A 23,308-nucleotide genomic window follows, 5' to 3' on the forward strand; every position below is an offset into this window, starting at 1 on the left:
ATCCATTTCGCGGACTTCAAGAACCAAGGGGCACCAGAAAACACATGATTTGAGTGCCGCTTTTCGATCTGAAGTCTCTGAGACGAGATTACGGCTGGCGGTGCAGGAACTTCAGATCGGCGACACCGGGCATGCGTGCCAGCGAACAGAAAGGGCGATCATGGACGACATCAGCGGAGCGAACAACGGCCACTGGTCGCACAACGGCGCCAACGGCAAAGCGAACGGCAAAAGCGACATCCTCGACCTGCTTTGCGCCGGCTTTGGCCCGGCAGGCATCTCCCTCGCCGCGGCACTGGCCGACTGGCGCGAAGCAACCGGCTCGGACACCGGTCCCAAGGCCCGCTTTCTGGAGCGCAACGCCGGGCCGTCCTGGCAGCCCGGCCTGCTGGTGCGCGGCGCCGACATCAATCACAACTTCCTGCGCGACTTCGCAACGCCGCGAGATCCACGCAGCCGCTTCACGTTCGTGAATTACCTCAAGCAGAGCGGGCGCCTCTACCACTTTGGCCATCTCGGCGGCCGTGTCGCCCGCACCGACTGGGACGCCTATGTGCGCTGGACCGCCGGCCAGCTTGCCGACGACGTGACCTACAGCCAGACGGTCGAGAGCGTCGCTCCTTATCCGTCAGTCGACGATCCCAGCCTGCTGCTGGTCAAGACTCAGAACGCCACCTACCTGACCCGTGCCATGGTGCTGGCCACCGGGCCGACCCCCCACGTCCCGGAGCTGTTCCGTCCGCACGTCGGCGACCATGTGTTCCACAGCGCCCAGTTCCTGCAGAAGCTTGCGGCGTTCGACCGCGACAACAACCTCACCTTCACAGTCATCGGGTCGGGGCAGAGCGCCGGCGAGGTGGTGCTGCATCTCTACGATCGTTTCGCCAACGCGCGCTTCATCTCCCTGCAACGCGGCCTCGCATTCCCTCTGGTCGATGTCGGCCACTTTTCCAATGAAGTCTATTTTCCGGAGGAGGTCGAATACTTCCACGCCCTGCCACCCGAAGCGCGCCGCCAGGTCGTGAGCGACTTCCACAAGACCAACTATTCCGCAGTCGATACCGATGTCAGCCAGGCGCTGTACTGGCGTGTCTACGAGGACAAGGTGCTGGGCACAGAGCGTGTGCGTATCGTGCCGCGCAGGCGCCCGGTGGCATTGGAGGCCGCCGGCGGGCGCTTCCGCCTCGATGTCGAGGATGTCTATACCCACGACATCGAAACCCTGACCACCGACGTGGTAATCCTCTGCACCGGCTACAACGAGATGCTGTTCCCGCAACTGATCGAGCCGCTGCGGCCCTTCATTGTCACCGACAGCCTGGGCGGGCCGGAGATCGGCTTCGACTACCGCGTGCGGACCGTCCCCGGCTTCCAGCCGCTGATCTATATCAACGGCATGTCGGAGCGGACCCACGGCGCCAGCGACAGCCTGTCGCTGAGCATGTCGGCACTCAAGGCCGAACGCATCCTCTCTTCATTCCTCCACCACGGTGGCGCGGCGCACGCTGTTGAGGCGCCACTTCATGTCGCGGCACGGCCGGCAACGGTGGCCCAGCCTTCCCCTCTCTGACGGAGATCGCGATGTCCTCCTGGTTCTTTTCCTACGGCACCAGTGCCGACCCCAGCCATGTGGCCACCGAGATCGGCCCGGTGGCGGAATCCATCCCCGCGACCATTCCCGATCACCGCCTGACTTTTGCCAACTATCGCGCCGAGTGGGGCGGCGGCACGTCTTGCATCGTGCCGGCGCCGGGCCTGGATGTCATCGGCGTGATGCACAAGGTTTCGGACGACCAGGTGGCGCTGCTGTCAAACGCCGATCCGACCTATGCTCTGGTCGACAAGACCGCCCGGACAGCAGCCGGTACAGTCGACGTCAAGGTGCTGCTGCCGATCACTATCGGCGAATTCGCGGCTCCTGCCGATTCCTATGTCGGCAAGGTCCGGTCCGGTCTCAGCGCCTACTATCCGATCGACCGCATCGACGCCCATCTCAAGCAGGCACTGCAGCGTGACGCCCTGTTCGACAGCATGGTGGCGCAATGGGTCAACGAATCCGCCCCCCAACGGGAGTACAACACCCTGTTCCGGCGGCTGCTGCCCTGGCGCGGCATGGTCCGCACGCCCTGGGGCGGAGCATGGGCGACGATCGACCCAGGCGATGCCAGCGAGCTCTACAAGCACGATGAGGAGGAGATTGCCATCGTCGTCGCCGGCGAAGGAGAATTGCGGGTCGATAGCAACACTCGCCCGATCCGGAAAGGGGATGTGGTGTACTTCGAGCCCTATTGCGAGCATGTGGTGACCAACACGTCGAGTGAAGCGCTCGAGGTACTGTTCTTCTGGTGGGGCGGGCGCGACGGCACGATGTGGGCGGGGCGTCCCATCTAATCCGTCACCTGAGCCCTGGGCCGGATCGGCCATATCAGACACGCGCGTTGCGAACGGAGTGATGTCGATGTTGCACACCCCCTCTGATCTGCCGATCCGAAGCGAGCACAGCAGCGGAGACAATGATGTCTTTGCCAGCCTCGAGTCCGACGTCAGGAGCTATTGCCGCCGCTTTCCGCGCGTCTTCGCGACGGCCAAAGGCCACCTGCTGACGGACGAGGACGGCCACGCCTACATCGACTTTCTGTCCGGCGCCGGCGTCCTCAATTATGGCCACAACAACGACGCCATCACCGCACGCGTGCTCGATTACATGCAGCAGCATGGCGTGATCCAGGGCCTCGACCTGCACACCACCGCCAAGCGCGACTTTCTGACCACGTTCGAGACCACCATCCTCGCGCCGCGTCACCTGAACTACAAGGTCCAGTTCACCGGCCCGACCGGGAGCAGTGCCGTTGAAGCCGCTCTCAAGCTGGCGCGCCGGCTGCGGCCGCAACGACCGATCGCCGCCTTCACCAACGCCTATCACGGCATGTCGCTGGGTGCGCTGTCGGCCACCGGCGACGGCCCGATGCGGCGGGCCTCCGGCGTCACCTTGCAGGACATCGTCCGGCTGCCGTTCGACGGCTTTTTCGGCGACAGCGTCAACACGTTGTCCTATATCGATGCGCTGCTGAGCGAACCGGGCAGCGGGGTGGAGGCGCCGGCCGCCTTCATCCTCGAGACCGTACAAGCCGAGGGCGGGCTCAAGGTGGCGTCGCGGAGCTGGCTGCGAGGCCTCGCGGAGTTGGCGCGCAAGCACGACGCCCTGCTGATCGTCGACGAGATCCAGACGGGATGCGGCCGCACCGGGCCGTTTTTCAGCTTCGAGGATACCGGCATCGCACCCGATATTGTCTGCGTATCCAAGTCCATCGGCGGCATCGGCTTCCCGATGGCGCTGGTGCTCATGAAGGACACGCTCGACGCCTGGCGCCCTGGCGAGCATATCGGGACCTTCCGCGGCAACAACCTTGCGTTCGTTGCCGCAACTGCGGCGCTCGACACCTACTGGCGCGACGCCACCTTCGAGCAGACAACACGCCGCAAGGGCGAAAGCATCCAGGCCCGCCTGCAGCAGATGGCCGACCGCTGCCCCGACGGCCAGGCGCGGGTGCGCGGTCGCGGCATGATCCGCGGACTGGAGTGGGACAATGCGGATATCGCGATGGCGGTCTCGGCGGCCGCATTCAAGCGTGGGCTGATCGTCGAGACCTGTGGCTCTCGCGAACAGGTTCTCAAGCTCTTGCCGCCGTTGACCATTGATGATGCCAGTCTGGCAGCCGGTCTCGACAGGCTCGATGATGCAGTCGATGACGTCTACCGATCGACCGAGCCGCAGGTTGCGTTTCGGCAGAGCGCATGAAGGTCGTCATCGTCGGGGCGGGCATTCACGGCCTTTGCCTCGCCTGGGCACTCACACGCAACGGCCATCACGTCACCGTGCTGGAACGAGGCTCCATTCCCAACCCATTGAACGCCTCCTACGACCAGCATCGCCTGATCCACGACTTCAACCTGCGCTCGTCTTCCGATCCAACCATCACGGAGGCGTTCAGCGCCTGGCAGACGCTGTCGCACGACATCGGCCCGCTCTATGTGGAGACTGGCGCGGTGTGCGGCTTTGCCGACCCCGGAACTGCGGCGCGGGTCCTGGACCAATTGCGCCATGCCGGCATCACCGCCCGCCGGCTCACCCCACGAGAGCGGCTCGACGTCTTGCCGGTGCTGCTGCCTGACCCCGATCATAGTGCCATCGCGACCGAGCGCGGCGGCATCCTGCTTGCAGACCAGATCGCGATACTGCTGGCAGAATGGCTGGGACGCCACGGCGCCGTGCTGCGGCCGAATACGACGGTGGCGTCGCTCGACCATGGCCGTCCAGCCGCCGTGCTCGCGGACGGCGAGGTCGAACAAGCCGACATCGTGATCGCGTGTGTGGGCGCAGCCACCACGAATCTGGCACCGATGCTCGCGGTCGGCGCCCGCAGGCAGATTCTCGCCTATCTCGAGCCGCCGGGGCACCTGGAGAGGGTCTGGCGGAACGCACCGGTTTTCGTGAATTTTGGCGGAGTCGATGATCTATGGGGGGCTCCCCCCGCGGCCGGTACGCACTTGAAACTTGCAGCCGGATATCTCGCCTGCCCGGCCCGCTCCGATCATCCCGCCAATCGCGACGTCAGCACCACGGAGACCATGGCGCTGCTGAACAGCATTCGGACGCATCTTCCGCACTTCGCAAGCTACCGAGTGCTGCGCATGTCAGCCTGTACTTACAGCACCGCAGCTGCGCAGGGCGTTCTGCAATGCCCGCTCAATGACCATCGTTCCGTCTGGGCGGTCGCAGGATACGACGGCAGCGACTACAAGCTCGCGCCGGCTCTTGCGTTGAAGCTCGCGGCGCAGCTGGCTCGCTGAGCTGATCGGCGTCACCATCATTCCTGTCGACGGATGCAACCGCCACCCGCGAGGGGTGGCGGTCACGGCGATGCACTCTCATTATTTGTTTTGACGTATTTCTTCAGGCCAACCGATATCCATTTCGCTCGACGGAACGCGCTAATGCGACGCGAGGATCATGTCTGCGGCACGCTGGCCGATCACCCCGCAGGTAGCATTGAGGTTGGCGTTGATGATCCACGGCATCACCGATACATCTGCGATCCGCAGCCCTTCGAGTCCATAGACGCGCAACTGCGGATCAACCACCGACATGGCATCGAATCCCATCTTGCAGCTGCAGGAGACATGATAGATCGTGTACGAATTGGCACGCACGAAATCGGCGATCTCCTTGTCGGTCTTGACGTTCGGCCCCGGTTCCAGTTCGGCGCCACGGACACCGTCGAAAGCACGCTGCGCCAGGATCTCGCGCGACAGCTTGACGCCTTCGACCAGGATATCGACATCGGACTGGGTCGACAGATAGTTCGGGTTGATGAGCGGCGGCGTGCTGGGATCGGCCGACTGCAAGGTGACGCGTCCGACGCTGGATGGACGCGCCAGCGTTGGCGTGGTCGACATGACGGGCTGGGTGCCGTCGAGGCCCTGCCAGAAGTGGAACTGGAGATCCGGTGACGACGCAATCGGGCGATGGCGGGTGCGCACGAACAGGCCGGCCTGCACGCCGCTGCCATAGATCGGCGCCAGCTTGCCTTCCGCCACCCAGGACATCGACAGCTGGACATGATCCTGCAGATTCTGCCCCACCCCTGGAAGATCGAGCAGCACCGGAATCTGCAGGCGCCGCAGGTCGTCGGCAGGACCGATGCCGGACAGCAACAGCAGCCAGGGCGTGCAGATCGCGCCGGCGCACAACACCGTTTCCCGGTCGGCATAGGTGCGCGTCAGCTGGCCACTCTCGGTCAAATACTCCACACCGACGATCCGGGTGCCATTCTTGATCAGCCGCAGCACCTTGCTGTTGGTCAGAACCGTCAGATTCTTGCGGTACATCTCCGGATGCAGGAAGGCTTTCGCGAGGCTGCAGCGCAGCCCGTCGCGGATCGTCAACTGGTAATAGCCGACGCCGTTATCCTGGCGCTCGGCATTGAAGTCCCAGTTCGGGCCATCATAACCGTATTGCATACCCGCCTGGATGAAGGCCGTGCCTGGCTCGCCGGGCTGAGGAAAATTGCGAACCGTCAGCGGACCGTTGACACCATGATAGCGCGACGGACCGAGCTCGTTGTCTTCCTGCGCCACGAAAATCGGCAGCAGATCGTTGTAGCTCCAGCCGGGGTAACCCTCGTAGGCCCAGCCGTCGTAGTCCAGCCGGTTGCCGCGGACATAAAGCATGGCGTTGATGGAGCTGCTGCCGCCGAGCGTCTTGCCGCGTGGACAGCCGATCGTGCGGCCATTCATATGAGCTTGCGGCGTGGTCTTGAAGGCCCAGTCGTATTGGGTATTGCGTACTTTCAGATAATCATTGGGGTCCTGGATCAACACGCTGTCGTCCATCGGGCCGGCTTCGATCACCATGACCCGTACATTGGGATTGGTGCTCAGCTTATCGGCGATGACGCAGCCGGCGGAGCCCGCCCCGATGACAATGTAGTCGACGGCGTCGGTCTGCTTGGCAACCGCAGGCGCCGCGCTCGGCGCCGGTGTTCCTGTCGTCTGACACATGGTTCGCCTCGTTTCGAAAATGGATTGGTGAAAGGATGGCCGACGGACGGCATCGCGCCCGTGTGCGGGCGGAAACCGTGCAATCACAACAGCAGTCAGATTGAAATTGACGTCAGCGCCGTTTCCACGCGGCGACATCATCGCGCGGATGGCCAGCCGCATGCCGAGCCCGGCGGACGATCGCGCCCGCCGTTTCGCAACGTTCTGGGATCAGATGCGCCCGACTTCCCCCGGAGCATCGGATAGAGTCGCAAAGGCCATCGTAGCAAAGGCGGCAGGCGCTGCTGCCGTCCGCTCGGCGCACGATGCCACCGCGCCCTGCGACAGTCGCAGGGCCTGGGTATCGGCGTAGATCATCGCCGCATGATTGAGCAGATTGCCGGTCGACGCTGCAGCCGTGCTCGCGGCTGCGCCATGCATGTTCGACACCGTGATCAGATGCGACATGTTATTGGCGAGCGTGCCGATGGCGTTGAGGATCGTGATGACGGATCCGGGCAATGCGCCGGTATTGCCGGCCAGCACATCCACCGAAATCCGCAGCTGCTGGACAGAAAGTTCCAGCGTCGTAAGCCGGTTAAGAAGATCTGCGATCCTGTCCGGCGCGATCTCGGACGACGCTTCGTTCGAGCTCGCGGTTGACGAGGATTGTACGCCAGTCTCGGCCGTGCCCGACGGGCTGTCACTGGATGGGTGAGCGGCACCGTTGTGATGGTTTTCACCGTCGTGGTTTTCATCCTGCATGGCGACCACCTGCCAATAAATTGTTTGTACAAAAATTTTCAAAAACTACACGCGAAAGCATATCATGAGCGATCATTGCAACCAACATCAAACTTGATTTCCGGTGTGATGTTTCAATGACGGCGATGTCTGCGCGACGCGATCAGCAGCGCCTGAACCAATGATTTCCTGCAGCCATATCCGCCACAGCCATATCCGTCACAGCCATATCCGTCACAGCCATGTCGTTTCCAACCAAGATGTCGTTGCCTTTGCATCTGTTGGCGCCGCCCTCGTTCGGCGCTGAAATCGAGATCGGTCTGCCGATCGATACGGCCGCGCACGGCGCCTGCCTCATCGCAGCCGCCCATCTCGCACTCGCGCAACACCACGAGCGCGGTGGCATCCCGGTTCGGGCCGTCTGGTACGACGATCAACGCAGTGCGGAGGGTGGGCATGCAGCAGCAAGGCGCCTCGCCGATCGCGGTATCAGCTACGTCGTCGGGCACTTCAGTTCGCGCGCCGCCATGACCGCTGCACAGATATATAGGGAGGCCGGCATGCTGTTCATGGCCCCCGGCGCCAGCGCTCCCGAATTGACAGCATCTTTCGGATCTTCGACCGTGCTGCGGCTGTTTGGCCGGGATGACACCCAGGCCGATGTCATCGTGCAACGGCTGCAACAGCAGGAAGGCGATGTCGAGGTCTACGTCGAAGACAATCGCTACGGACACAGCCTCGGCGCACACCTGCAACGCGCGCTGACGCGCGCGAACAAGGTTGCCCGATTGGTGGTAGCGCGTGTCGCCGACGACACCGTCTCCGCCGGTACCGGCCCCGTGGTCGTCGCTGGAACCCGCGAGTTTTCGGCGCGCGTGCTGCGACGGCTCGATCGCTCGCGCTGCAGGATCGCGGGCGACGACGCCTGCCACGTCGCCTTCCTGGACGAGGCCGGTGAAGTTGCGGACGGCGTGCTGATCCCCGTCATCGCGGTCGCGGCCCAGCATGAGGTCGCCGCTCGTCTCGAGACCGCCTGCCGCGACCTGATCGGCCGTCCGCCCGGTGCCTATTTCCTGACCAGCTATACCGCCATCGACCTGCTGTTGGGCGTCCTGCACCATCTCGGGGATTGCGGCGGCGAGCGGGCCGCGGCGCGCCTGAAGGAACGGCGCTGGAGCACTGTGCTCGGTGACCTGTCGTTTTCGCCCTCCGGCGAAGTCACCGGACTGGAGTGGCGGCTGGCGCAGGTCGCACAGCGGCAGTTCATCGTCCCCTGAGACAACGTAATGGCGATCCCATGCCTGACGTCACCGTTCTGATGACAGCCATTTCCAGCAGCGACGCGGCCATATCGCGGCGACGGGTCGACGCGCTGCAGCCGGATGAACAGATCCGCCTCGAACGTTTCCGCAAACAGCGCGATCGGGCGCTGTTCGTGGTCGGTCGCTCGTTGCTGCGATACGGCCTGCGCGAACTGTTCGGCATTCCTGCCGCTGCAATCGGCGCCGGGCCGCACGGCAAGCCGATGCTGCGCGACGCAGACGCCGACATCGACTTCAATCTCGCCCACAGCGCCCATCTGGTCGTCGCGGCCTTCGCGCGTGGTGCCAGGGTCGGCATTGATGTCGAACGGCTGGACGGAGATTCCGGCGTGATCGAGGCCGCCAGCCGGCACTTCGCGGCCGAGGAGCGAAAGATCCTGACCGACGTCGACACAGCAACGCTGGCTGATTGCTTCCTGCGGATCTGGACGCTGAAAGAAGCAGCGGTCAAGGCGACTGGCCTTGGGCTGCAGACCCGCCTCGACGGCTTTGCCATCGCACTCGACCCGCCCCGGCTGGTCCGCGCCGCTCCTCAGTTCGGCGATACCAGCCGCTGGCATTTCGAGGAAAGGCAATGGGAAACGGCACGCATCGCGCTGGCCGTCCAGCAGCGCCACGCATCCCGGCCGGACGTATCGTTCAGACCTGTCGCGCTGTCGGCGCTTTGACGCGTTCGGCCTCACGCAGCGCCATCAACGTGGCCGACATGGTGGCGACCAGCTTTTCGCGGCCGTCCCGCACCGCCAGCGCCTGGGCGTCACAGACCGTCAGTGTCCGGCCCGGCTTGACCACGCGGGCGCGGAACACGAAGCGCTCGCCACTCGCCGGCGCCAGCAGGTTGGTCTTGAACTCGACGGTCAGGACGTCAGCATCTGCAGGCATCAGGGAGAATGCGGCATAGCCGCAGGCGCTGTCGAGTGCTGTGGTAATGATCCCGGCGTGGATGAAGCCGTGCTGCTGAGTATAGGCCTCAGCATAGGACATCGTCAGATCGACCTCACCCGGACCGACCCGGTCGAGACGGATCCCGAGCGTGTGCATCGCCTGCTGGCGACGAAAGCTGTCGCTCACCCGCAACTGATAGTGCGGGTCCTGCGGCTCGTACGCAGTCATGGATCGCGCCTCCCCATTTGATACGGAACCGTATCAGATCGACCGCAGGGGCACAATACGGCACCGTATCAGGCAGGCAAAAATCCCTCTCTTCGGGTATTTTCCGGGGCGCGTTGCAGCGCAAGCAGGCTAGCGACCAGGCCAGGACGGCTTGCGCTTCTCGGCGAACGCCGCGATGCCTTCGCGGGCATCCTCGGTCATCCCGAGCAGCGCAATCTGGCTCTCGGTGAAAGCGATCGCCTCGTCGAACGACATCGCAGCGATCGCGCGCATGGCATATTTGCCGCGGCGGATGGCGGTCGGCGACTTGTCGGCGATGCGTCCGACCAGCCAGTCGACCTTGGCGTCGAGCTCGGCCGCCGGCACGACATGGTTGAGCAGCCCCGCCGCCTGCGCGGTCGCGGCATCGAACGGCTCGCCGGTCAGGCTCCATTCATTGATCAGGCGTCGCGGCGCGATGGTCTGCAGCAGGCTCATCACCTGCATCGGAAACACCCCGACCTTGACCTCCGGCAGGCCGAACACGACGTTGTCGGCGGCGACCGCCATGTCGGTCATGGCGAGCAGCCCCATGCCGCCGGCCATGCAGGCGCCGTTGACGCGGGCGATGGTCGGCTTGGTGGCACTCTGCGCCAGCCGCAGCATGTCCGCATAGTCGACGTTGGGCTTGGCGAAATCGAAGGTGAAGGCCTTGCCGGGCTGCAGGTCCGCGCCGGCACAGAATGCCTTGTCCCCGGCGCCGGTCAGCACGATCGCCCGCACCGCCGGATCATCATGGGCAGCGCGATAGCCGGCGACGATGCCGGCGATCACCTCGGCGTTGAGTGCATTGCGCTTGTCGGGCCGGTTGATGGTGATCCAGAACGCCGGCCCGCGCGTGTCGTGAAGGACGGGAGAGGATGCAGTCATCGGTTGCTACTCCGCAGCTTTGGCGGCGACGTCGATTTCGGCGACGATGCTGCTGGTGGTCACCTGCTCACCCTCGGTGACATGGATCGCCGCGATGGTGCCCGATGCCGGCGCGACATGGACATGCTCCATCTTCATCGCCTCGAGCGTCACCATCGGCTGGCCAGCGGCGACCTGGTCACCCTGCCTGACCAGCACCGCGACCACGCGCCCGTTCAGGGCGGCGCGCAGCTTGCCATCGCCACCTTCGGTGGCGGCACGGACGGGCGGTGCGTAAGTCAGATCGTGCACGGCCACCGGCACGCCCTTTGCCAGCATGAACAGCCGATCGCCCGCCCGCGCATAAGCGACGCTTTCCGTAAGCAGCCCGGCGCGAACCCGTAACGTTCCAGCATCGACCCCGTCGATCTCGAGAGTGGCCTCACGCCCCTGCCCCGTGACCGTGTAACTGCCGTCACGACGACGGAATATCTCGACGTCATGAACCTCGTCGCCGATCGCGATCCGCATCGGCACGGGAAATGCCGGCGCCAGTGCCCGCCCCTTGCGCCAGGTCCCTCCATTGCGCGCGGTGACATACAGCAGCAGGGCAGCGAGCACAGGCGTGGCAGACTGCGTTCCCGAGGCCGGCGCGTGCAGATCATCGCCGTGACGGGCAATGAAAGCTGTCGTGGCCTGCCCCGCAGCGAACGCTGGATGACGCAGGCAGGCCGCAAGGAAGGCCTGGTTGGTGGTCACGCCGAACGCAATCGTTCGCGACAGCCCACCCAACAGCGCCTGCCGTGCCTCGTCGCGCGTCGCGCCGCTGCCGATGATCTTCGCAACCATGGAATCATAGAACGGCGGGATCTCCGCGCCGGACGCCAGCGCGTGCTCGACACGCAATGCCGCAGGCATCTCCCAGCGCAGCAGCCGGCCCGACTGCGGCATGAAATCATGCGACGCGTCCTCGGCGCACAGCCGCACCTCGATGGCGTGCCCCGAAAACACCACCTCCTCCTGGCGCAGCGGCAGCGGCTCGCCGCTGGCGATGCGCAGCTGCAACTCGACCAGGTCGAGACCGGTGATCGCCTCCGTCACCGGATGCTCGACCTGCAGGCGGGTATTCATTTCCATGAAGTAGAACTGTCCCGCCGGATCGAGCAGGAATTCCAGCGTGCCGGCGCCCTCGTAGCCCATGGCCTTGACGGCGGCGACGGCGACCTCACCCATCCGCGCGCGCAACTCCGGCGACACCGCCGGCGACGGCGCCTCCTCGATCACCTTCTGATGGCGCCGCTGCACCGAGCAATCGCGCTCGCCGAGATGAATGGCCTGCCCATGACGATCGCCGAACACCTGGATCTCGATATGGCGGGGATCGACGATCGCGCGCTCGAGAATGACCGTCGCATCCCCGAAAGCGCTCCTGGCCTCGGACTTGGCGCTGCGCAGCAGATCCGGAAGCGACGCCGCGTCCGGCACCAGCCGCATGCCCCGCCCGCCCCCTCCGGCGGTCGCCTTGATCATCACCGGAAAACCGATCCTGGCCGCCTCGGCGGCGAGCGTCGCATCGCTCTGATCGGCGCCCTGGTAGCCCGGCACACACGGCACACCGGCCTTGGCCATGAAGTCCTTGGCCGCGGCCTTGTCGCCCATGTCGCGGATCGCATTCGCCGACGGGCCAATAAACACCAGCCCGGCTTCGGCGCAGGCCGCCGCGAACGCGGCGTTCTCCGCAAGAAAGCCATAGCCCGGGTGCACCGCATCGGCGCCGCTCGCCTTGGCGGCCGCGATGATGGCGTCGACCCGAAGATAGGACTGCGCCGGCGCAGCATCGCCGATCAAGACGGCTTCGTCGGCCTCCCGCACATGGCGGGCGCCAGCATCCGCCGAGGAATAGACAGCAACAACGCCATACCCCAGCCGCCGCGCGGTCCGCATCACCCGCAGCGCGATCTCGCCGCGGTTGGCGATCAGGATCTTGCTGAACGGCGTCCGCTTTGTCATCGCATCCCTCATGGCCGCGCCACCGCGAACTGCATCGCTTGGGGCTGCCGCTGCTCCGCCTCCCGGCAGATCGCCAGCACCTCGGCCAGCACGGCGCGAGTATCGCGCGGATCGATCACGCCGTCGTCCAGCACCCGTGCGCTGGTCGCGAACACGTCCATCTGGCCGTCGAACACCGCTGTGATCTTCGCCTTCATCTTGTCGAGCTGCTCGCGGTCCACCGGCTTGCCCTTGCGGGCGGCCGCGGCCTCGGTGACAATCGCCATGGTCTCGGCCGCCTGCTCGCCGCCCATCACCGCGGTCTTGGCGTTGGGCCAGGAGAAGCAGAAGCGCGGATGGAAGCCACGGCCGCACATGCCGTAATTGCCGGCGCCGAACGACGCGCCGCAATAGAGCGTGATCTGCGGCACCGTGGCGCTGGTGACCGCCTGGATCATCTTGGAGCCATGCTTGATCATGCCGCCTTCTTCATAGGCGCGCCCGACCATGTAGCCCGTGGTATTGTTGAGATAGATCAGCGGCGTGCGCGACTGGCAGCAGGCCTGGATGAAGTGCGTCGCCTTGTTGGCGCCGGCAGGATCGAGCGGCCCGTTGTTGGTGATGATGCCGACCGGATGCCCTTCGATACTGGCATGGCCGCAGATCGTCGCCGAACCATAATTTTCACCGAACGCAACGAAGTCCGAGCCATCGACCAGACGGGCGATGACCTGGCGCATATCCACCGGCCGCTTGTGGTCCATCGGCATGATACCGAGGAGATCTTCGGCGCCATAGACCGGCGGCGCGAATGATTCAGCCACGTCATCGGAGGGACGATCCCAATTGAGACCGGCCATGATGTCACGAGCGATCCGCAGCGCATCGCGGTCATCCTCGGCGAGATAGTCGCCGAGGCCGGAGATGCCGGTATGCATCTCGGCACCGCCGAGTTCTTCCTCGGTCGCGATTTCGCCGGTCGCGGCCTTCAGCAGCGGCGGTCCGGCGAGGAACGCGCGGGTGCGGCCGCGCACCATGACGATGTAATCCGACAGGCCGGTCTGGTAGGCGCCGCCGGCCGTTGACGAACCGTGGGTGACCGTGACCACCGGCAGCCCGGCCGCCGACAGCCGCGCCAGGTTGCGGAAGATGTTGCCGCCGCGAACAAAGTCCTCGACGCGGTAGCGCAGCAGGTTGGCGCCGGCGCTCTCGACCAGTTGCACCAGCGGCAGCTTGTTCTCCAGCGCCAGCTCCTGCACGCGCAGCTGCTTGTCGAGCCCCATCGGCTGCAGCGCGCCGGCATCGATGCCGGAATCGCTGGCGCTGATCATGCAGCGCACCCCCGACACGATGCCGATGCCGGCGATCAGGCCACAGCCGGGGATGCTCTTGTCGGCGTCCGGAATGTCGAACATGTAGCCGGCGAGCGTCGACAGCTCGATGAACGGCGTATCCGGATCAAGCAGCAGCGCCACCCGCTCGCGCGGCAGCAACTGGCCGCGCTGGTGGAAACGATCCTTGGCGGCGGCGGACGCCGCGCGCGCTCGCTCTTCCAGCATGCGCATCCGCCCGATCAGGGCGAGCATGCCGTCCCGGTTGGCCTGGAAGGCCGCGCCGCCGGCGGCGACGGTGTTCTCGATCAGCGCCATCGCGTCAGTTCGCTCCGAAATGATCCTGATACTGGTCGCGCAGGTCGACCTTGCGCAGCTTGCCGGTCGCCGTCATCGGCATCTCCTGGAGGATACGGATCAGCTTCGGCACCTGAAAGCCGCCGAGATGCTTGCGGCAGTGCTCGCCGATGTCGGCCTCGCTCGCCTGCGCACCCGGCTTGAGCTTGACGAAGGCGGAGACCGCCTCGCCCCATTGCGGATGCGGCAGGCCGATCACCGCGGCATTGGCGACCGCCGGATGAGCGAGCAGCGTTTCCTCGATCTGCACCGAAGCAACGTTCTCGCCGCCGGACTTGATCATGTCCTTCTTGCGGTCGATGAACAACACCTCGCCGTGCGCGTCGATCAGCGCGAGGTCGCCGGTGTGATGCCAGCCGAACCTGCGCGCGGCCTCGGTGGCCGCCGGATCCTTGTAGTAGCCGAGCATGACGTTGGGGCCGCGGTGTACCAGCTCGCCGATCTCGCCCGTCGGCAGCAGGTTGCCCTCATCGTCCATGATCGCGGTCTCGTTCACGATCAGGGATTCACCCCAGTAGTTGCCGAAACGGGCCAACTGACGATCCGGCTGCGACATGGTTGTCGCCGGGTACATCTCGGTCTGGCCGCTGGTGAGGACGAAGTTGGGACAGAGCTCGGCAATGCCGCGCTCCAGCAGCGGCCGGCCCATGGGTGCCATGGTGTAGATGCAGGTGCGCAGCGTCGACAGGTCGAATTCCCCGCGGCGCGGATGGTCGAGGATCGCCTGATACATCAGCGACAGGCCGACGAAGACTGTGAGCTTGTCGCGCTGGATCGCTTCCATCGCCACCACCGGATCGAAGCCACGCATCAGCGCCATGCGGCCGCCGACCGACAGATAGCTCAGCAGCAGCACATGGCCCGCGCAGTGAAACAGCGGGAACTGACCGGTGATGCCGTCCTTGCGCGTCAGGCTCATCTCGACGGCATTGCTCATCACCGCCATCACCACGGCGATGTGGCAGTGCATCGCGCCCTTCGGCCGCGACGTGGTGCCGCTGGTGTAGATGATCATCGCAAGGTCGCGTTCGTCGAAGGCAACCTCCGGTTCGATCTCGGACTGCCCGGCGATCAGGTCGTTGAAGACGGCGAGACCGGCCTCCCTGGCCTTGCCCATGAGATCGATCGCGATCAGGTCGACCTTGCGCCGCTCCAGCGCCGCCCGCCGCTCCGGCTGGGCATGGAGATAGTCATCGATCACGGCGTGACGAACGCCGGCATGGTCCATGATGTAGTCCATGTCGTCGGGGCCGAGCATGGTGTTGATCGGGACCCAGACGAGGCCGGCACGGTGGATGCCGAACAGCGCCTTCACCATCTCGACGGAGTTGTTGCAGATGGTCGAGATCTTGTCGCCGGGCTTGAGGCCGCGCCCGACGAGATAGTTGGCGAACCGATTGGCATCCTGATCGAGTTCCGTGAACGTGACCTGCCGCGCGCCGTCGGTCAGCGCGATACGGTCGGGAAACCGCCGCGCCGCGCGCCGCAGCAGGTCACCGATCGCCACCCGTCCGATGCGTCCGGGTCCGGGCACGCCGCCCGTCGCCGCCAGATCAGTCATTGCTCCCTCCTCGATGGATCAGGGCGACCGTTCGTCGGCCGCTCACTTTGGATGTACGGCCCGGGGGCCGGGCGTGCGCCTAGCGCTTCAGCGCCGGATGCCGAAAATGGTCCGCGCCTCGGCGGGGCTTGCGATCTCGCGGCCGGCGCCGCGGGCATAGGCCACGATCGTCTCGATCAACTGACCGTTCGACGTCACCTTGCTGCCATCGGGACGATAGAACGTATCCTCCAGACCGGTGCGCAGATGGCCACCGAGCTCGGCGCAACGGCGGTGCAGCGGCCAGATCTCGCCGCGGCCGATCGCGGTCACCTGCCAGGCGGCGTCCGGCGCCTTGAGCTTGAGCAAGATCGGCAGCAGATCGGGATCGGCCGGCATGCCGGAGGCCACCCCCATCACGAAGTTGTATTCGAGCGGCCCCCTGTACATCCCGGTCTGGCGGTACATGCCGACGCTGCGCACGATGCCGACATCGAAGCATTCGAACTCCGGCAGCGTGCCGGCGTCGTTCATCACATCGATATAGGCCTGAATTTTCTCGACAGGATTGTCGAACAGGTGTGGCGGCCACGCCCAGGTGTTGTCGGCCTTGACCTTGAGGTAATTGAGCGAGCCGGCATTGCAGGCCGCCATCTCAGGCTTCGTCTCGCGGACACAATCGAGCGCACCGGCATAATTCGGTCCGACCACCCCGGTGGTGTGGTTGATGATCACGCCCGGGCAGGCCTCGCGGATCGCCTGTTGAATGGCGCGCGACACCTCGACCTCCCAGGACGGCAGATGCCCCTTGCCGGGCGCTTGCTGGCGCAGATGGATATGCATCACGCTGGCGCCGGCATCATAGGCGGCCTTCGCCTCGCGCGCCATCTCTTCCGGTGTCACCGGCACATGGTGCTGCTTGGGGTCGGTCAGCACGCCGTTGAGCGCGCAGGTGATCACCGCCTTGTCGGACATGCTCGCCTGATCTCCATCGCCGCGCAACATCACGCGACGGTCAGCATGATGGGGAGCGGCGACCGCGGCTGCTTGCGTCGACTGGCTACCTGCGGACGATCGTCAGGCGAGCGCGGCGACCGCCGTGGCTTCCGCCTGCGCCGCGCCGCGATAGATGCGCAGGTCGCGCGATCCCGAGAAGATCGCGCCCGGTTTGAGACCGTAGAACCGCCGGATCGAATGGCAGAAATGAGTCGAGTCCGGATAACCGATGTCCTGCGCGAGATGCGCGAAGTTGAGATCCTCGTTGACGAAGTGCAGGAGATGGCGCGCCCGCTTGTGAGCGCGGAAGGCCCGGAAGGATGTCCCAGTCTGCTGCTTGAACAGGTGCAGGAAGCGTGATTGCGACAGGCGGGCGGCAGCCGCGCAATCCGCCGCAGTTGCCGCCGGACCCGAGAAGTCATTCAGCCGGGCGACCGCCTCTGCGATGCGCAGATCGAGGCGGCGGCGGGCGAGCGGCGCACCGAGCACGATGGTGTCGAGCTCCTCGGTGGTGAAACCGGGGCCGCAGCCGCCCTCGCGCAGGCGCACATAGGCCGCACAGATCCGCTCGGCGAGCGCCGGACCTTGGTCGGCCGCGCGGCGCGCCAGCAGGTCGAGCGCTGCCGGCGTGACGCTCTCGGGCTCGACCGTGAAGCAAAGCGACGAACGCGCGTCGCTGGCAATGGTGTGTTCGACGAACGGGGGGATGAGGGCGATGGCGAGGTCGGCTTGGGTCCTGCCGCCGCACGTCAGCATCAGCCGCCCTCCGAGCCCGACATAGATCAGCAGCGAGCCGGTCGACCGATTTCGCGGCCGCCCGAGCAGCCCGGCGTAGAAGACGCGCTCGGGGCTGAGGAACATGACATGGCCGGTTTCGGAGCGGTGGTCCATCGCTGCGGTTCCTCCCAGGAAGTCTGTGTCGCCGTGTCGCCACGGAACCCTCTATGGGGCGCCGCGAGCATACACGAAGACGACTGCTTGTCATGGGGCGGGATGCCGCCCCATGATGGATGAAACCGATGGGAACCTGTTAGATCCGAGCCGGAACGTTCTGCTCTTCACTTGCACGTTTTTCCGCCACACGGGCGCGCTTGAACCCCTCGCGCTGCTGCAGCCGCTGCCAGTAGGCGGCGACCGCCGGACCAAAATCCTTGGCAAGGCCGATCCGCTCCGCCAGCAGCAGGGCATAGCCGACCGAAATATCAGCCGCCGTGAAACGGCCGGCGCACAGCGTCTCGCGCTCGGCGGTGATCGCCTCGATCGCCCGCAACCGTCCGAAGAACCACTTGGCGTAATCGGCCGCAACCTGAGGATTGCGCCGTTCCTCCGGCTCGAGCTGGGAGTAGCGCAGCACCAGTGTCTGCGGGAACGTCAGGGTGGCTTCGCCGAAATAGAGCCAGTTCAGGAACGCGCCATAGGCCGGCTCATCAGGAGCGACCGCCAGTGGCGTCGGGCCATGGCGGGTCACCAGATACTGGCAGATCGCGGCCGACTCCGTCATGCGAGTGTCGCCGTCGACCAGGAACGGGATGGTGCCGAGCGGATTGATGCCGAGATAGTCCTTGGCCAGCACCCGCGGCGGAAACGGCAGCATCTTCAGCTCGTAGGGCAGCCCCATTTCCTCCAGCGTCCAGAGCGGGCGGAACGAGCGGGCAGCCGCACAATGATAGAGAGTAATCATCGAGTGTTATCGTCCTTGCGGGTCATGTCCGGCAGCGTGCCCATCATCTTGCACAACACCATCAACATGACCTCGTCGGCGCCGCCGCCGATCGAGGTCAGACGGCTGTCGCGATAGGCGCGGCTGACCGGCGTCTCGTTCATGAAACCCATGCCGCCCCAATATTGCAAGCAGGCATCGGTCAGCTCCCGCCCCAGCCGGCCGGCCTTGAGCTTGGCCATGGTGGCAAGCCGGGTGACATCCTCGCCGGCGATCAGGGCTTCGGCCGCGCGGTAGACCAGCGCCCGCAGCAATTCGACCTCGGTCTGCATTTCCGCCAGCTTGAAGTGGACGGTCTGGTTGTCGAGGATGCTCTGGCCAAACGCCTTGCGGTTGCGGGTATAGGCGATGGTCTCCTCGATGATGAACTCGTGCGCCTTCAGGCAGGCCGCGGCGCCCCACAGCCGCTCTTCCTGGAACTGGATCATCTGGTAGGTGAAGCCGTGGCCTTCCTGGCCGATCCGGTTGCGCTTGGGTACGCGCACGCCGTCGAAATGGATCTGCGCCGTGTCGGACGAATGCATGCCGAGCTTGTCGAGCTTGCGGGCGATGGTGACGCCCTTGCTCTTCATCGGCACGCAGATCAGCGACTTGTTGCGATGCTTGGGACCGTCGCCGGTGTTGGCGAGCAGGCAGATCCAGTCGGCCTGCGTGCCATTGGTGATCCACATCTTGCCGCCATCGATGACATAATCGTCACCGTCGGAGCGTGCCACGGTGCGGATCGAGGACACATCCGATCCGGCGCCCGGCTCGGACACGCCGATGCAGGCGACCATGTCGCCGGCGATCGCCGGCGCCAGGAACTCACGGCGCACCTCGTCGGAGCCGAACCGCGCCAGTGCCGGCGTCGCCATATCGGTCTGCACGCCGATCGCCATCGGCACGCCGCCGCAGCGGATCGCACCGAGCTCTTCGGCCATCATCAGTGCATAGCTGTAGTCGAGCCCCTGGCCGCCGAACTCGACCGGCTTGTTGAGGCCGAGGAAGCCGAGATCGCCGAGCTTCTTGAACAGCTCATGGGCCGGAAAGATGCCGGCTTTCTCCCATTCGTCGACATGGGGATTGATCTCGGCGGCGATGAATTTCTGCAAAATCCGGCGCGGCTCGTCGTGCTCGGCGGTGAACAGCATGGAGGATATCCTGTTATCGGTTGTTGCGTGCGCAATGCGCGCCCTAGAGACCCATCTGGCGGCTGGCGAGATCCTTCATGATCTCCTCGGTGCCACCGCCGATGGCATTGACCTTGACCTCGCGGTAGATGCGCTCGACCTTGATGCCGCGCATGAAGCCGGCGCCGCCGAAGATCTGCACCGCCTCGGAGGCACAGAAGGCCATGGTCTGGGTCGCCTGGTTCTTGAGCATGCAGATTTCAGCCACCGGATTCTCGCCCTGCTCGACCCGCCAAGCCAGCAGTTCCAGCATCGCCTGGGTCGCGGCCACTTTCTGCGCCATGTCGACCAGCTTGTGGCGGATCACCTGATGCTGGGCGATCGGCTTGCCGAAGGTGCGCCGCTCACGGGCATAGGCGATCGCCTCGTCGACGCATACCTGGGCGAAAGCCGCACAACTCGCGGCAAGCCCCATGCGCTCGCTGTTGAAGTTCTGCATGATGACCTTGAAACCCGCCCCCTCCTCGCCGATCAGGTTCTCGGCCGGCACGCGGCAATCGTCGAAATGCAGCGTTGCGGTGTCGGAGGCCCACCAGCCCATCTTCGACAGGCGGGTGCGCGACAGGCCCGGCGTATCACCCGGGATCAGCAGCAGGCTGACGCCGCCGGCGCCATCGCCGCCGGTACGCACCGCGACCGTCAGATAGTCGGCCCGCATTCCCGAGGTGATAAACGTCTTCTCGCCGGTGACGACATAATGATCGCCGTCGCGGCGCGCCCGGGTGCGCAGACCGGCAACATCCGACCCGCCGCTCGGCTCGGTGATGGCGAGTGCGGAGATCTTTCGCCCGGACAGGATGTCCGGCAACACCCGCGCCCTGACCTCCGGCCGCGCCGCGCGAGCGATCGGCGGCGCCCCGATGGTGTGGCTCATCAGGCTGGCGCTGACCCCACCGCAGCCGGCCCGCGCCAGTTCCTGCGAGGCTACGATGCGCATGAACTGATCGGCTTCCACCCCGCCGAATTCCTCGGGATAGCCAAGGCCGAGCAGGCCGATATCCGCAGCCTTTATATAAAGTTCGCGAGGAAACTCTTCCGCTTCATCCCATTGGTGGGCGTAAGGCTCGATCTCCCGCTCGACAAAGCGGCGCACCACGTCGCGAAAGGCGAGATGATCCGCCGTATAAAAGGGACTGCTGGCCAATCCTGCACCCGCTCGCACGCTCAGACGGTGCGGAGCATGGCCTGAATCGCCGCCCATCACTTGCGTCGAGTGGCTATCGATGCCGGGGCCTTTCCGAGCCGCGGCAACACGGCGTCTTGCTCACAAACAGGGCACCGTCACCGCGACAAGACTCTCAATCCACGCAAACATGGCGGCAGTGTTTCACGCATGGATCGCCAGCACCTTCAGGGTGAGCAGAGATGCATCAATTCCAAGGCAAATCATGACGTTTTATTGAAGAGCATTGTCAGCAGTTCTTCACAGCTTTTTGGTACGCCGCAATTGCCGGCCCACTGGGGGACCGCTACGGTTTCACCATTGACTATTCAGGCCCTCGCTTTCGGGCCGAGACATCGACACATCGTTAGTTTCAGTGCTTGGCGCTCACATCCGCGGGCGACAACGTTCTTTGTTTGGCTGCCGCGAGGTCTGATGACGATCCTGCAGTCTACACTTGATTTGTTGCGTGCGCGGCTCGACGCGGCCTTTCAGGTGTCGGATCCGCGCGCCGAGGACTGGGTCATGCTCACCAATCCGGTGGAGCTGGACGGGCGCATCTCCGAACATGCGCGCAACAAGGTCATCATGTCCCTGGTGGGGCTGCAGAGCGAGCCCACCGCAGCACCGTCTCCAGGCTTCTCACCCGCCACCGGCGACCGCTTCGCCCGTGTCGCCGCGCCGCTGCATCTCAACGCATTCGTGCTGTTTCTCGCCAACTTCACCGAAGGCAACTATGCCACCGGTCTCGGCATGCTGTCGCGCACGATCAGCTTCTTCCAGCAGTCCCCGGTCTTCACACCGGACCGCCTGCCCGGCCTGCCGCGCGAGGTCGACCGGATCGTCCTGGATTTCGTCAATCTGGACCTGATGCAGACCAACTACCTGATGGGAATGCTGGGTCTGAAATATCTACCGTCCGCCCTTTACAGGCTGCGCATGCTGACCTTCGCCGGCGAGGCGAGCGACGCGCTCGTGCCCGTGGCCCGCAACACGCGACCGGCCGACGCGGGCGCGGCGACGGAATAGACATCCCGCCGTGGCGCGGCGGGCAAGAAGCGTTCGAGGAGAGAGATGGGATCCGATCCTGCTGCTCGTCCGGCCCCCACCGCGCCGCAATTGCGGCAGGTCCGCTATGAACGCCTCATGTCGCTGACGGTGCGGCATGAATTCCATGGACTGGCGGACGCCTGCAGCGACTTCACGATCGTGCCGACCGCGGCGACCCAGGCGCTGCTGCAAAATCTCAGGCTGATTGCCAAGCCGCGCCGTGGCGGCATCGACGTGTTCTACCACACCGGACAGGCTGCCGCGCTGCTGCGTCATCTCAAGGACCGCCGTGACGGACACAACCACGGCGCGTCATCCTCATACGACAGGCCTCGCTTGCGGACGGCCTCCTGGACACGCCTCACTTTCCTGTTCACGCTCGGCAATGCCGCGTTCACAAGCTTCACCGACATTCCCCTGTCGGCCCGGCCCGGCGATTGTGCGCTCTATCTCTCCAATCACGCGCTCGCGAGCGATCCCGTCGGCGAGCGTCATTCCCCCGGCACGGGCCCGCGGCAGCTCACCGTGGACTGGTCGCAGCTCGTTCCGCTGCAGGAGGTCAATTTCTCCCCGGCCTACGTCTCGCTGCCGACGCCGAAGGATGCGACGCGCGTGATCGTCTACGACACCTCCGGCCGCGCCATCGTGTTGGCGGAGCCCGCGTCCGCCACCTCCGTCTCTCCGGGCCCCACACGCCCCGGCATGGCGCGGTATCCGTTGCGTATCCCATTGGTGCCGGGCCAGGCCGTCTATCTCGACATGTCGAACGAACATGCCGGGCGCTACAGCTACAGCGTCACCACGGATACCGCCGGCCCCGAGATCGCATTCCTCTACCCCGGCCTGCAGTACACCCCGCTGCTGCTGGCCGATCTGTTTCTCGACGGTCCGAGCGCCGCGGGGCTGCCCGTCGCCCTCCCGAACGCGCTGCCGGACAATTTCGACAATGCTGACGCGGTGAAGCACATCACGCCGGTCGACTACGACATCTGCTTCCGGGCGCGCCAGACCATATGGACCTATTTCGTGGTGTTTCCGTCCAGCAGCACGGCCATCAGGCAGCTTGCCATCGAGGCCGGCTCGCAAGACGTCCCCACGTTCGACGGCCCGCATCCCGTGCCGCTGGGCGGCGGCCGCACCGCCTACCAGTTCACGGCTCAGGCGCCCTGTGCCTTGCGAGCGCGACCGGACATCGCGCTACGGCTGCGCGGCTCCAACGGCCACGATGGCGGCGCAAGCCGTATCCTGCTCGAGCGTCTGCCACTGCCCTCAGCCGAACTCAGCGGCCTGTCACCGACGGGCAGCGGACCAGCGCGCTCCGATGTCTTCGTCTACCTCTAGCTTGCCGCGAATGTGACCCACGCATGCCTCTTCGGAAAGGAAC

Annotated in this window: 20 protein-coding genes; 8 read left to right on the forward strand and 12 right to left on the reverse strand. The window is 65.2% G+C overall.

The window, feature by feature from the left end:
- The first annotated feature begins 160 nt into the window (after positions 1–160).
- From AB4Z37_RS01990 to AB4Z37_RS02005, 4 genes are all read left to right on the forward strand, one after another.
- Positions 161–1,570: a SidA/IucD/PvdA family monooxygenase gene (locus AB4Z37_RS01990; protein ID WP_441514995.1), complete on the forward strand. Its 1,410-nt coding sequence runs from the start codon at positions 161–163 to the stop codon at positions 1,568–1,570.
- Between the two features lie 11 nt (positions 1,571–1,581).
- Positions 1,582–2,391, forward strand: coding sequence for a cupin domain-containing protein (locus AB4Z37_RS01995; RefSeq protein WP_441514996.1), 810 nt, complete (start codon positions 1,582–1,584; stop codon positions 2,389–2,391).
- 67 nt (positions 2,392–2,458) lie between these two features.
- Positions 2,459–3,799, forward strand: coding sequence for a diaminobutyrate--2-oxoglutarate transaminase (gene ectB / locus AB4Z37_RS02000; protein ID WP_441514997.1), 1,341 nt, complete (start codon positions 2,459–2,461; stop codon positions 3,797–3,799).
- Positions 3,796–4,851, forward strand: a complete 1,056-nt coding sequence (locus AB4Z37_RS02005; RefSeq protein WP_441514998.1) for an NAD(P)/FAD-dependent oxidoreductase — start codon at positions 3,796–3,798, stop codon at positions 4,849–4,851. The genes ectB and AB4Z37_RS02005 overlap by 4 nt, the downstream gene beginning before the upstream one ends.
- 141 nt (positions 4,852–4,992) lie before the next feature.
- On the opposite strand, the gene AB4Z37_RS02010 is transcribed toward AB4Z37_RS02005, so the two are convergent.
- Positions 4,993–6,561, reverse strand: a complete 1,569-nt coding sequence (locus AB4Z37_RS02010; RefSeq protein WP_441514999.1) for a GMC family oxidoreductase — start codon at positions 6,559–6,561, stop codon at positions 4,993–4,995.
- Positions 6,562–6,771: 210 nt separating this feature from the next.
- Positions 6,772–7,305 carry a hypothetical protein gene (locus AB4Z37_RS02015; protein WP_441515000.1) on the reverse strand — a complete coding sequence of 178 codons (534 nt, stop codon included), beginning with the start codon at positions 7,303–7,305 and terminating at the stop codon, positions 6,772–6,774.
- 221 nt (positions 7,306–7,526) lie between these two features.
- On the opposite strand from AB4Z37_RS02015, the gene AB4Z37_RS02020 reads away from it, so the two are divergent.
- Both AB4Z37_RS02020 and AB4Z37_RS02025 read left to right on the forward strand, forming a co-directional pair.
- Positions 7,527–8,561: an ABC transporter substrate-binding protein gene (locus AB4Z37_RS02020; protein ID WP_441515001.1), complete on the forward strand. Its 1,035-nt coding sequence runs from the start codon at positions 7,527–7,529 to the stop codon at positions 8,559–8,561.
- Positions 8,562–8,581: 20 nt separating this feature from the next.
- Positions 8,582–9,274 carry a 4'-phosphopantetheinyl transferase family protein gene (locus AB4Z37_RS02025; protein WP_441515002.1) on the forward strand — a complete coding sequence of 231 codons (693 nt, stop codon included), beginning with the start codon at positions 8,582–8,584 and terminating at the stop codon, positions 9,272–9,274.
- On the opposite strand, the gene AB4Z37_RS02030 is transcribed toward AB4Z37_RS02025, so the two are convergent.
- The 10 genes from AB4Z37_RS02030 to AB4Z37_RS02075 all read right to left on the reverse strand — a co-directional run bounded on the left by AB4Z37_RS02030 (position 9,246) and on the right by AB4Z37_RS02075 (position 20,856).
- Entirely contained in the window at positions 9,246–9,719 is a 474-nt protein-coding gene (locus AB4Z37_RS02030; protein WP_441515003.1) for a PaaI family thioesterase, read from the reverse strand. The two genes, AB4Z37_RS02025 and AB4Z37_RS02030, sit on opposite strands and share 29 nt — an antisense overlap.
- Before the next feature lie 129 nt (positions 9,720–9,848).
- Positions 9,849–10,628 carry an enoyl-CoA hydratase/isomerase family protein gene (locus tag AB4Z37_RS02035; RefSeq protein ID WP_441515004.1) on the reverse strand — a complete coding sequence of 260 codons (780 nt, stop codon included), beginning with the start codon at positions 10,626–10,628 and terminating at the stop codon, positions 9,849–9,851.
- Positions 10,629–10,634: 6 nt separating this feature from the next.
- The gene (locus AB4Z37_RS02040) at positions 10,635–12,629 is read right to left on the reverse strand and encodes an acetyl-CoA carboxylase biotin carboxylase subunit (protein ID WP_441515005.1); all 1,995 of its coding nucleotides are present in this window, start codon (positions 12,627–12,629) and stop codon (positions 10,635–10,637) included.
- Complete coding sequence (locus AB4Z37_RS02045; protein ID WP_441515006.1) at positions 12,626–14,245, reverse strand: acyl-CoA carboxylase subunit beta; 1,620 nt, start codon at positions 14,243–14,245, stop codon at positions 12,626–12,628. Before AB4Z37_RS02045 ends, AB4Z37_RS02040 begins: the two co-directional genes overlap by 4 nt.
- A 4-nt stretch (positions 14,246–14,249) precedes the next feature.
- Positions 14,250–15,845 (reverse strand): AMP-binding protein, encoded by a 1,596-nt coding sequence (locus AB4Z37_RS02050; protein ID WP_441515007.1) that lies wholly within the window; start codon positions 15,843–15,845, stop codon positions 14,250–14,252.
- An 87-nt stretch (positions 15,846–15,932) separates the two neighbouring features.
- A complete protein-coding gene (locus tag AB4Z37_RS02055; RefSeq protein WP_441515008.1) occupies positions 15,933–16,799 on the reverse strand; it encodes a 3-keto-5-aminohexanoate cleavage protein in 867 nt (288 codons plus the stop codon).
- A 102-nt stretch (positions 16,800–16,901) separates the two neighbouring features.
- Positions 16,902–17,711 (reverse strand): helix-turn-helix domain-containing protein, encoded by an 810-nt coding sequence (locus tag AB4Z37_RS02060; RefSeq protein WP_441515009.1) that lies wholly within the window; start codon positions 17,709–17,711, stop codon positions 16,902–16,904.
- A 139-nt stretch (positions 17,712–17,850) separates the two neighbouring features.
- Positions 17,851–18,501, reverse strand: a complete 651-nt coding sequence (locus AB4Z37_RS02065; RefSeq protein ID WP_441515010.1) for a glutathione S-transferase family protein — start codon at positions 18,499–18,501, stop codon at positions 17,851–17,853.
- Positions 18,498–19,673 (reverse strand): acyl-CoA dehydrogenase family protein, encoded by a 1,176-nt coding sequence (locus tag AB4Z37_RS02070; RefSeq protein WP_441515011.1) that lies wholly within the window; start codon positions 19,671–19,673, stop codon positions 18,498–18,500. Before AB4Z37_RS02070 ends, AB4Z37_RS02065 begins: the two co-directional genes overlap by 4 nt.
- Before the next feature lie 43 nt (positions 19,674–19,716).
- A complete protein-coding gene (locus tag AB4Z37_RS02075) occupies positions 19,717–20,856 on the reverse strand; it encodes an acyl-CoA dehydrogenase family protein (protein WP_441515012.1) in 1,140 nt (379 codons plus the stop codon).
- 453 nt (positions 20,857–21,309) lie between these two features.
- Here AB4Z37_RS02075 and AB4Z37_RS02080 point away from each other — a divergent pair, with 453 nt between their 5' ends.
- Together AB4Z37_RS02080 and AB4Z37_RS02085 are read left to right on the forward strand one after the other, a co-directional pair.
- Positions 21,310–21,903, forward strand: a complete 594-nt coding sequence (locus tag AB4Z37_RS02080) for a DUF4255 domain-containing protein (protein WP_441515013.1) — start codon at positions 21,310–21,312, stop codon at positions 21,901–21,903.
- A gap of 45 nt (positions 21,904–21,948) precedes the next feature.
- Positions 21,949–23,265 (forward strand): hypothetical protein, encoded by a 1,317-nt coding sequence (locus tag AB4Z37_RS02085; protein ID WP_441515014.1) that lies wholly within the window; start codon positions 21,949–21,951, stop codon positions 23,263–23,265.
- Positions 23,266–23,308 lie beyond the last annotated feature (43 nt).

It is taken from the genome of Bradyrhizobium sp. 2TAF24 (assembly GCF_052115025.1).
Classification (GTDB): Bacteria; Pseudomonadota; Alphaproteobacteria; order Rhizobiales; family Xanthobacteraceae; genus Bradyrhizobium_A.

Bases quoted from the DNA above. Each gene is read 5' to 3' on its own strand.
- AB4Z37_RS01990 (WP_441514995.1), top strand. From the start codon at position 161: ATGGACGACATCAGCGGAGCGAACAACGGCCACTGGTCGCACAACGGC.
- AB4Z37_RS01995 (WP_441514996.1), top strand. From the start codon at position 1,582: ATGTCCTCCTGGTTCTTTTCCTACGGCACCAGTGCCGACCCCAGCCAT.
- ectB (WP_441514997.1), top strand. From the start codon at position 2,459: ATGTTGCACACCCCCTCTGATCTGCCGATCCGAAGCGAGCACAGCAGC.
- AB4Z37_RS02005 (WP_441514998.1), top strand. From the start codon at position 3,796: ATGAAGGTCGTCATCGTCGGGGCGGGCATTCACGGCCTTTGCCTCGCC.
- AB4Z37_RS02010 (WP_441514999.1), bottom strand. From the start codon at position 6,561: ATGTGTCAGACGACAGGAACACCGGCGCCGAGCGCGGCGCCTGCGGTT.
- AB4Z37_RS02015 (WP_441515000.1), bottom strand. From the start codon at position 7,305: ATGCAGGATGAAAACCACGACGGTGAAAACCATCACAACGGTGCCGCT.
- AB4Z37_RS02020 (WP_441515001.1), top strand. From the start codon at position 7,527: ATGTCGTTTCCAACCAAGATGTCGTTGCCTTTGCATCTGTTGGCGCCG.
- AB4Z37_RS02025 (WP_441515002.1), top strand. From the start codon at position 8,582: ATGCCTGACGTCACCGTTCTGATGACAGCCATTTCCAGCAGCGACGCG.
- AB4Z37_RS02030 (WP_441515003.1), bottom strand. From the start codon at position 9,719: ATGACTGCGTACGAGCCGCAGGACCCGCACTATCAGTTGCGGGTGAGC.
- AB4Z37_RS02035 (WP_441515004.1), bottom strand. From the start codon at position 10,628: ATGACTGCATCCTCTCCCGTCCTTCACGACACGCGCGGGCCGGCGTTC.
- AB4Z37_RS02040 (WP_441515005.1), bottom strand. From the start codon at position 12,629: ATGAGGGATGCGATGACAAAGCGGACGCCGTTCAGCAAGATCCTGATC.
- AB4Z37_RS02045 (WP_441515006.1), bottom strand. From the start codon at position 14,245: ATGGCGCTGATCGAGAACACCGTCGCCGCCGGCGGCGCGGCCTTCCAG.
- AB4Z37_RS02050 (WP_441515007.1), bottom strand. From the start codon at position 15,845: ATGACTGATCTGGCGGCGACGGGCGGCGTGCCCGGACCCGGACGCATC.
- AB4Z37_RS02055 (WP_441515008.1), bottom strand. From the start codon at position 16,799: ATGTCCGACAAGGCGGTGATCACCTGCGCGCTCAACGGCGTGCTGACC.
- AB4Z37_RS02060 (WP_441515009.1), bottom strand. From the start codon at position 17,711: ATGGACCACCGCTCCGAAACCGGCCATGTCATGTTCCTCAGCCCCGAG.
- AB4Z37_RS02065 (WP_441515010.1), bottom strand. From the start codon at position 18,501: ATGATTACTCTCTATCATTGTGCGGCTGCCCGCTCGTTCCGCCCGCTC.
- AB4Z37_RS02070 (WP_441515011.1), bottom strand. From the start codon at position 19,673: ATGCTGTTCACCGCCGAGCACGACGAGCCGCGCCGGATTTTGCAGAAA.
- AB4Z37_RS02080 (WP_441515013.1), top strand. From the start codon at position 21,310: ATGACGATCCTGCAGTCTACACTTGATTTGTTGCGTGCGCGGCTCGAC.
- AB4Z37_RS02085 (WP_441515014.1), top strand. From the start codon at position 21,949: ATGGGATCCGATCCTGCTGCTCGTCCGGCCCCCACCGCGCCGCAATTG.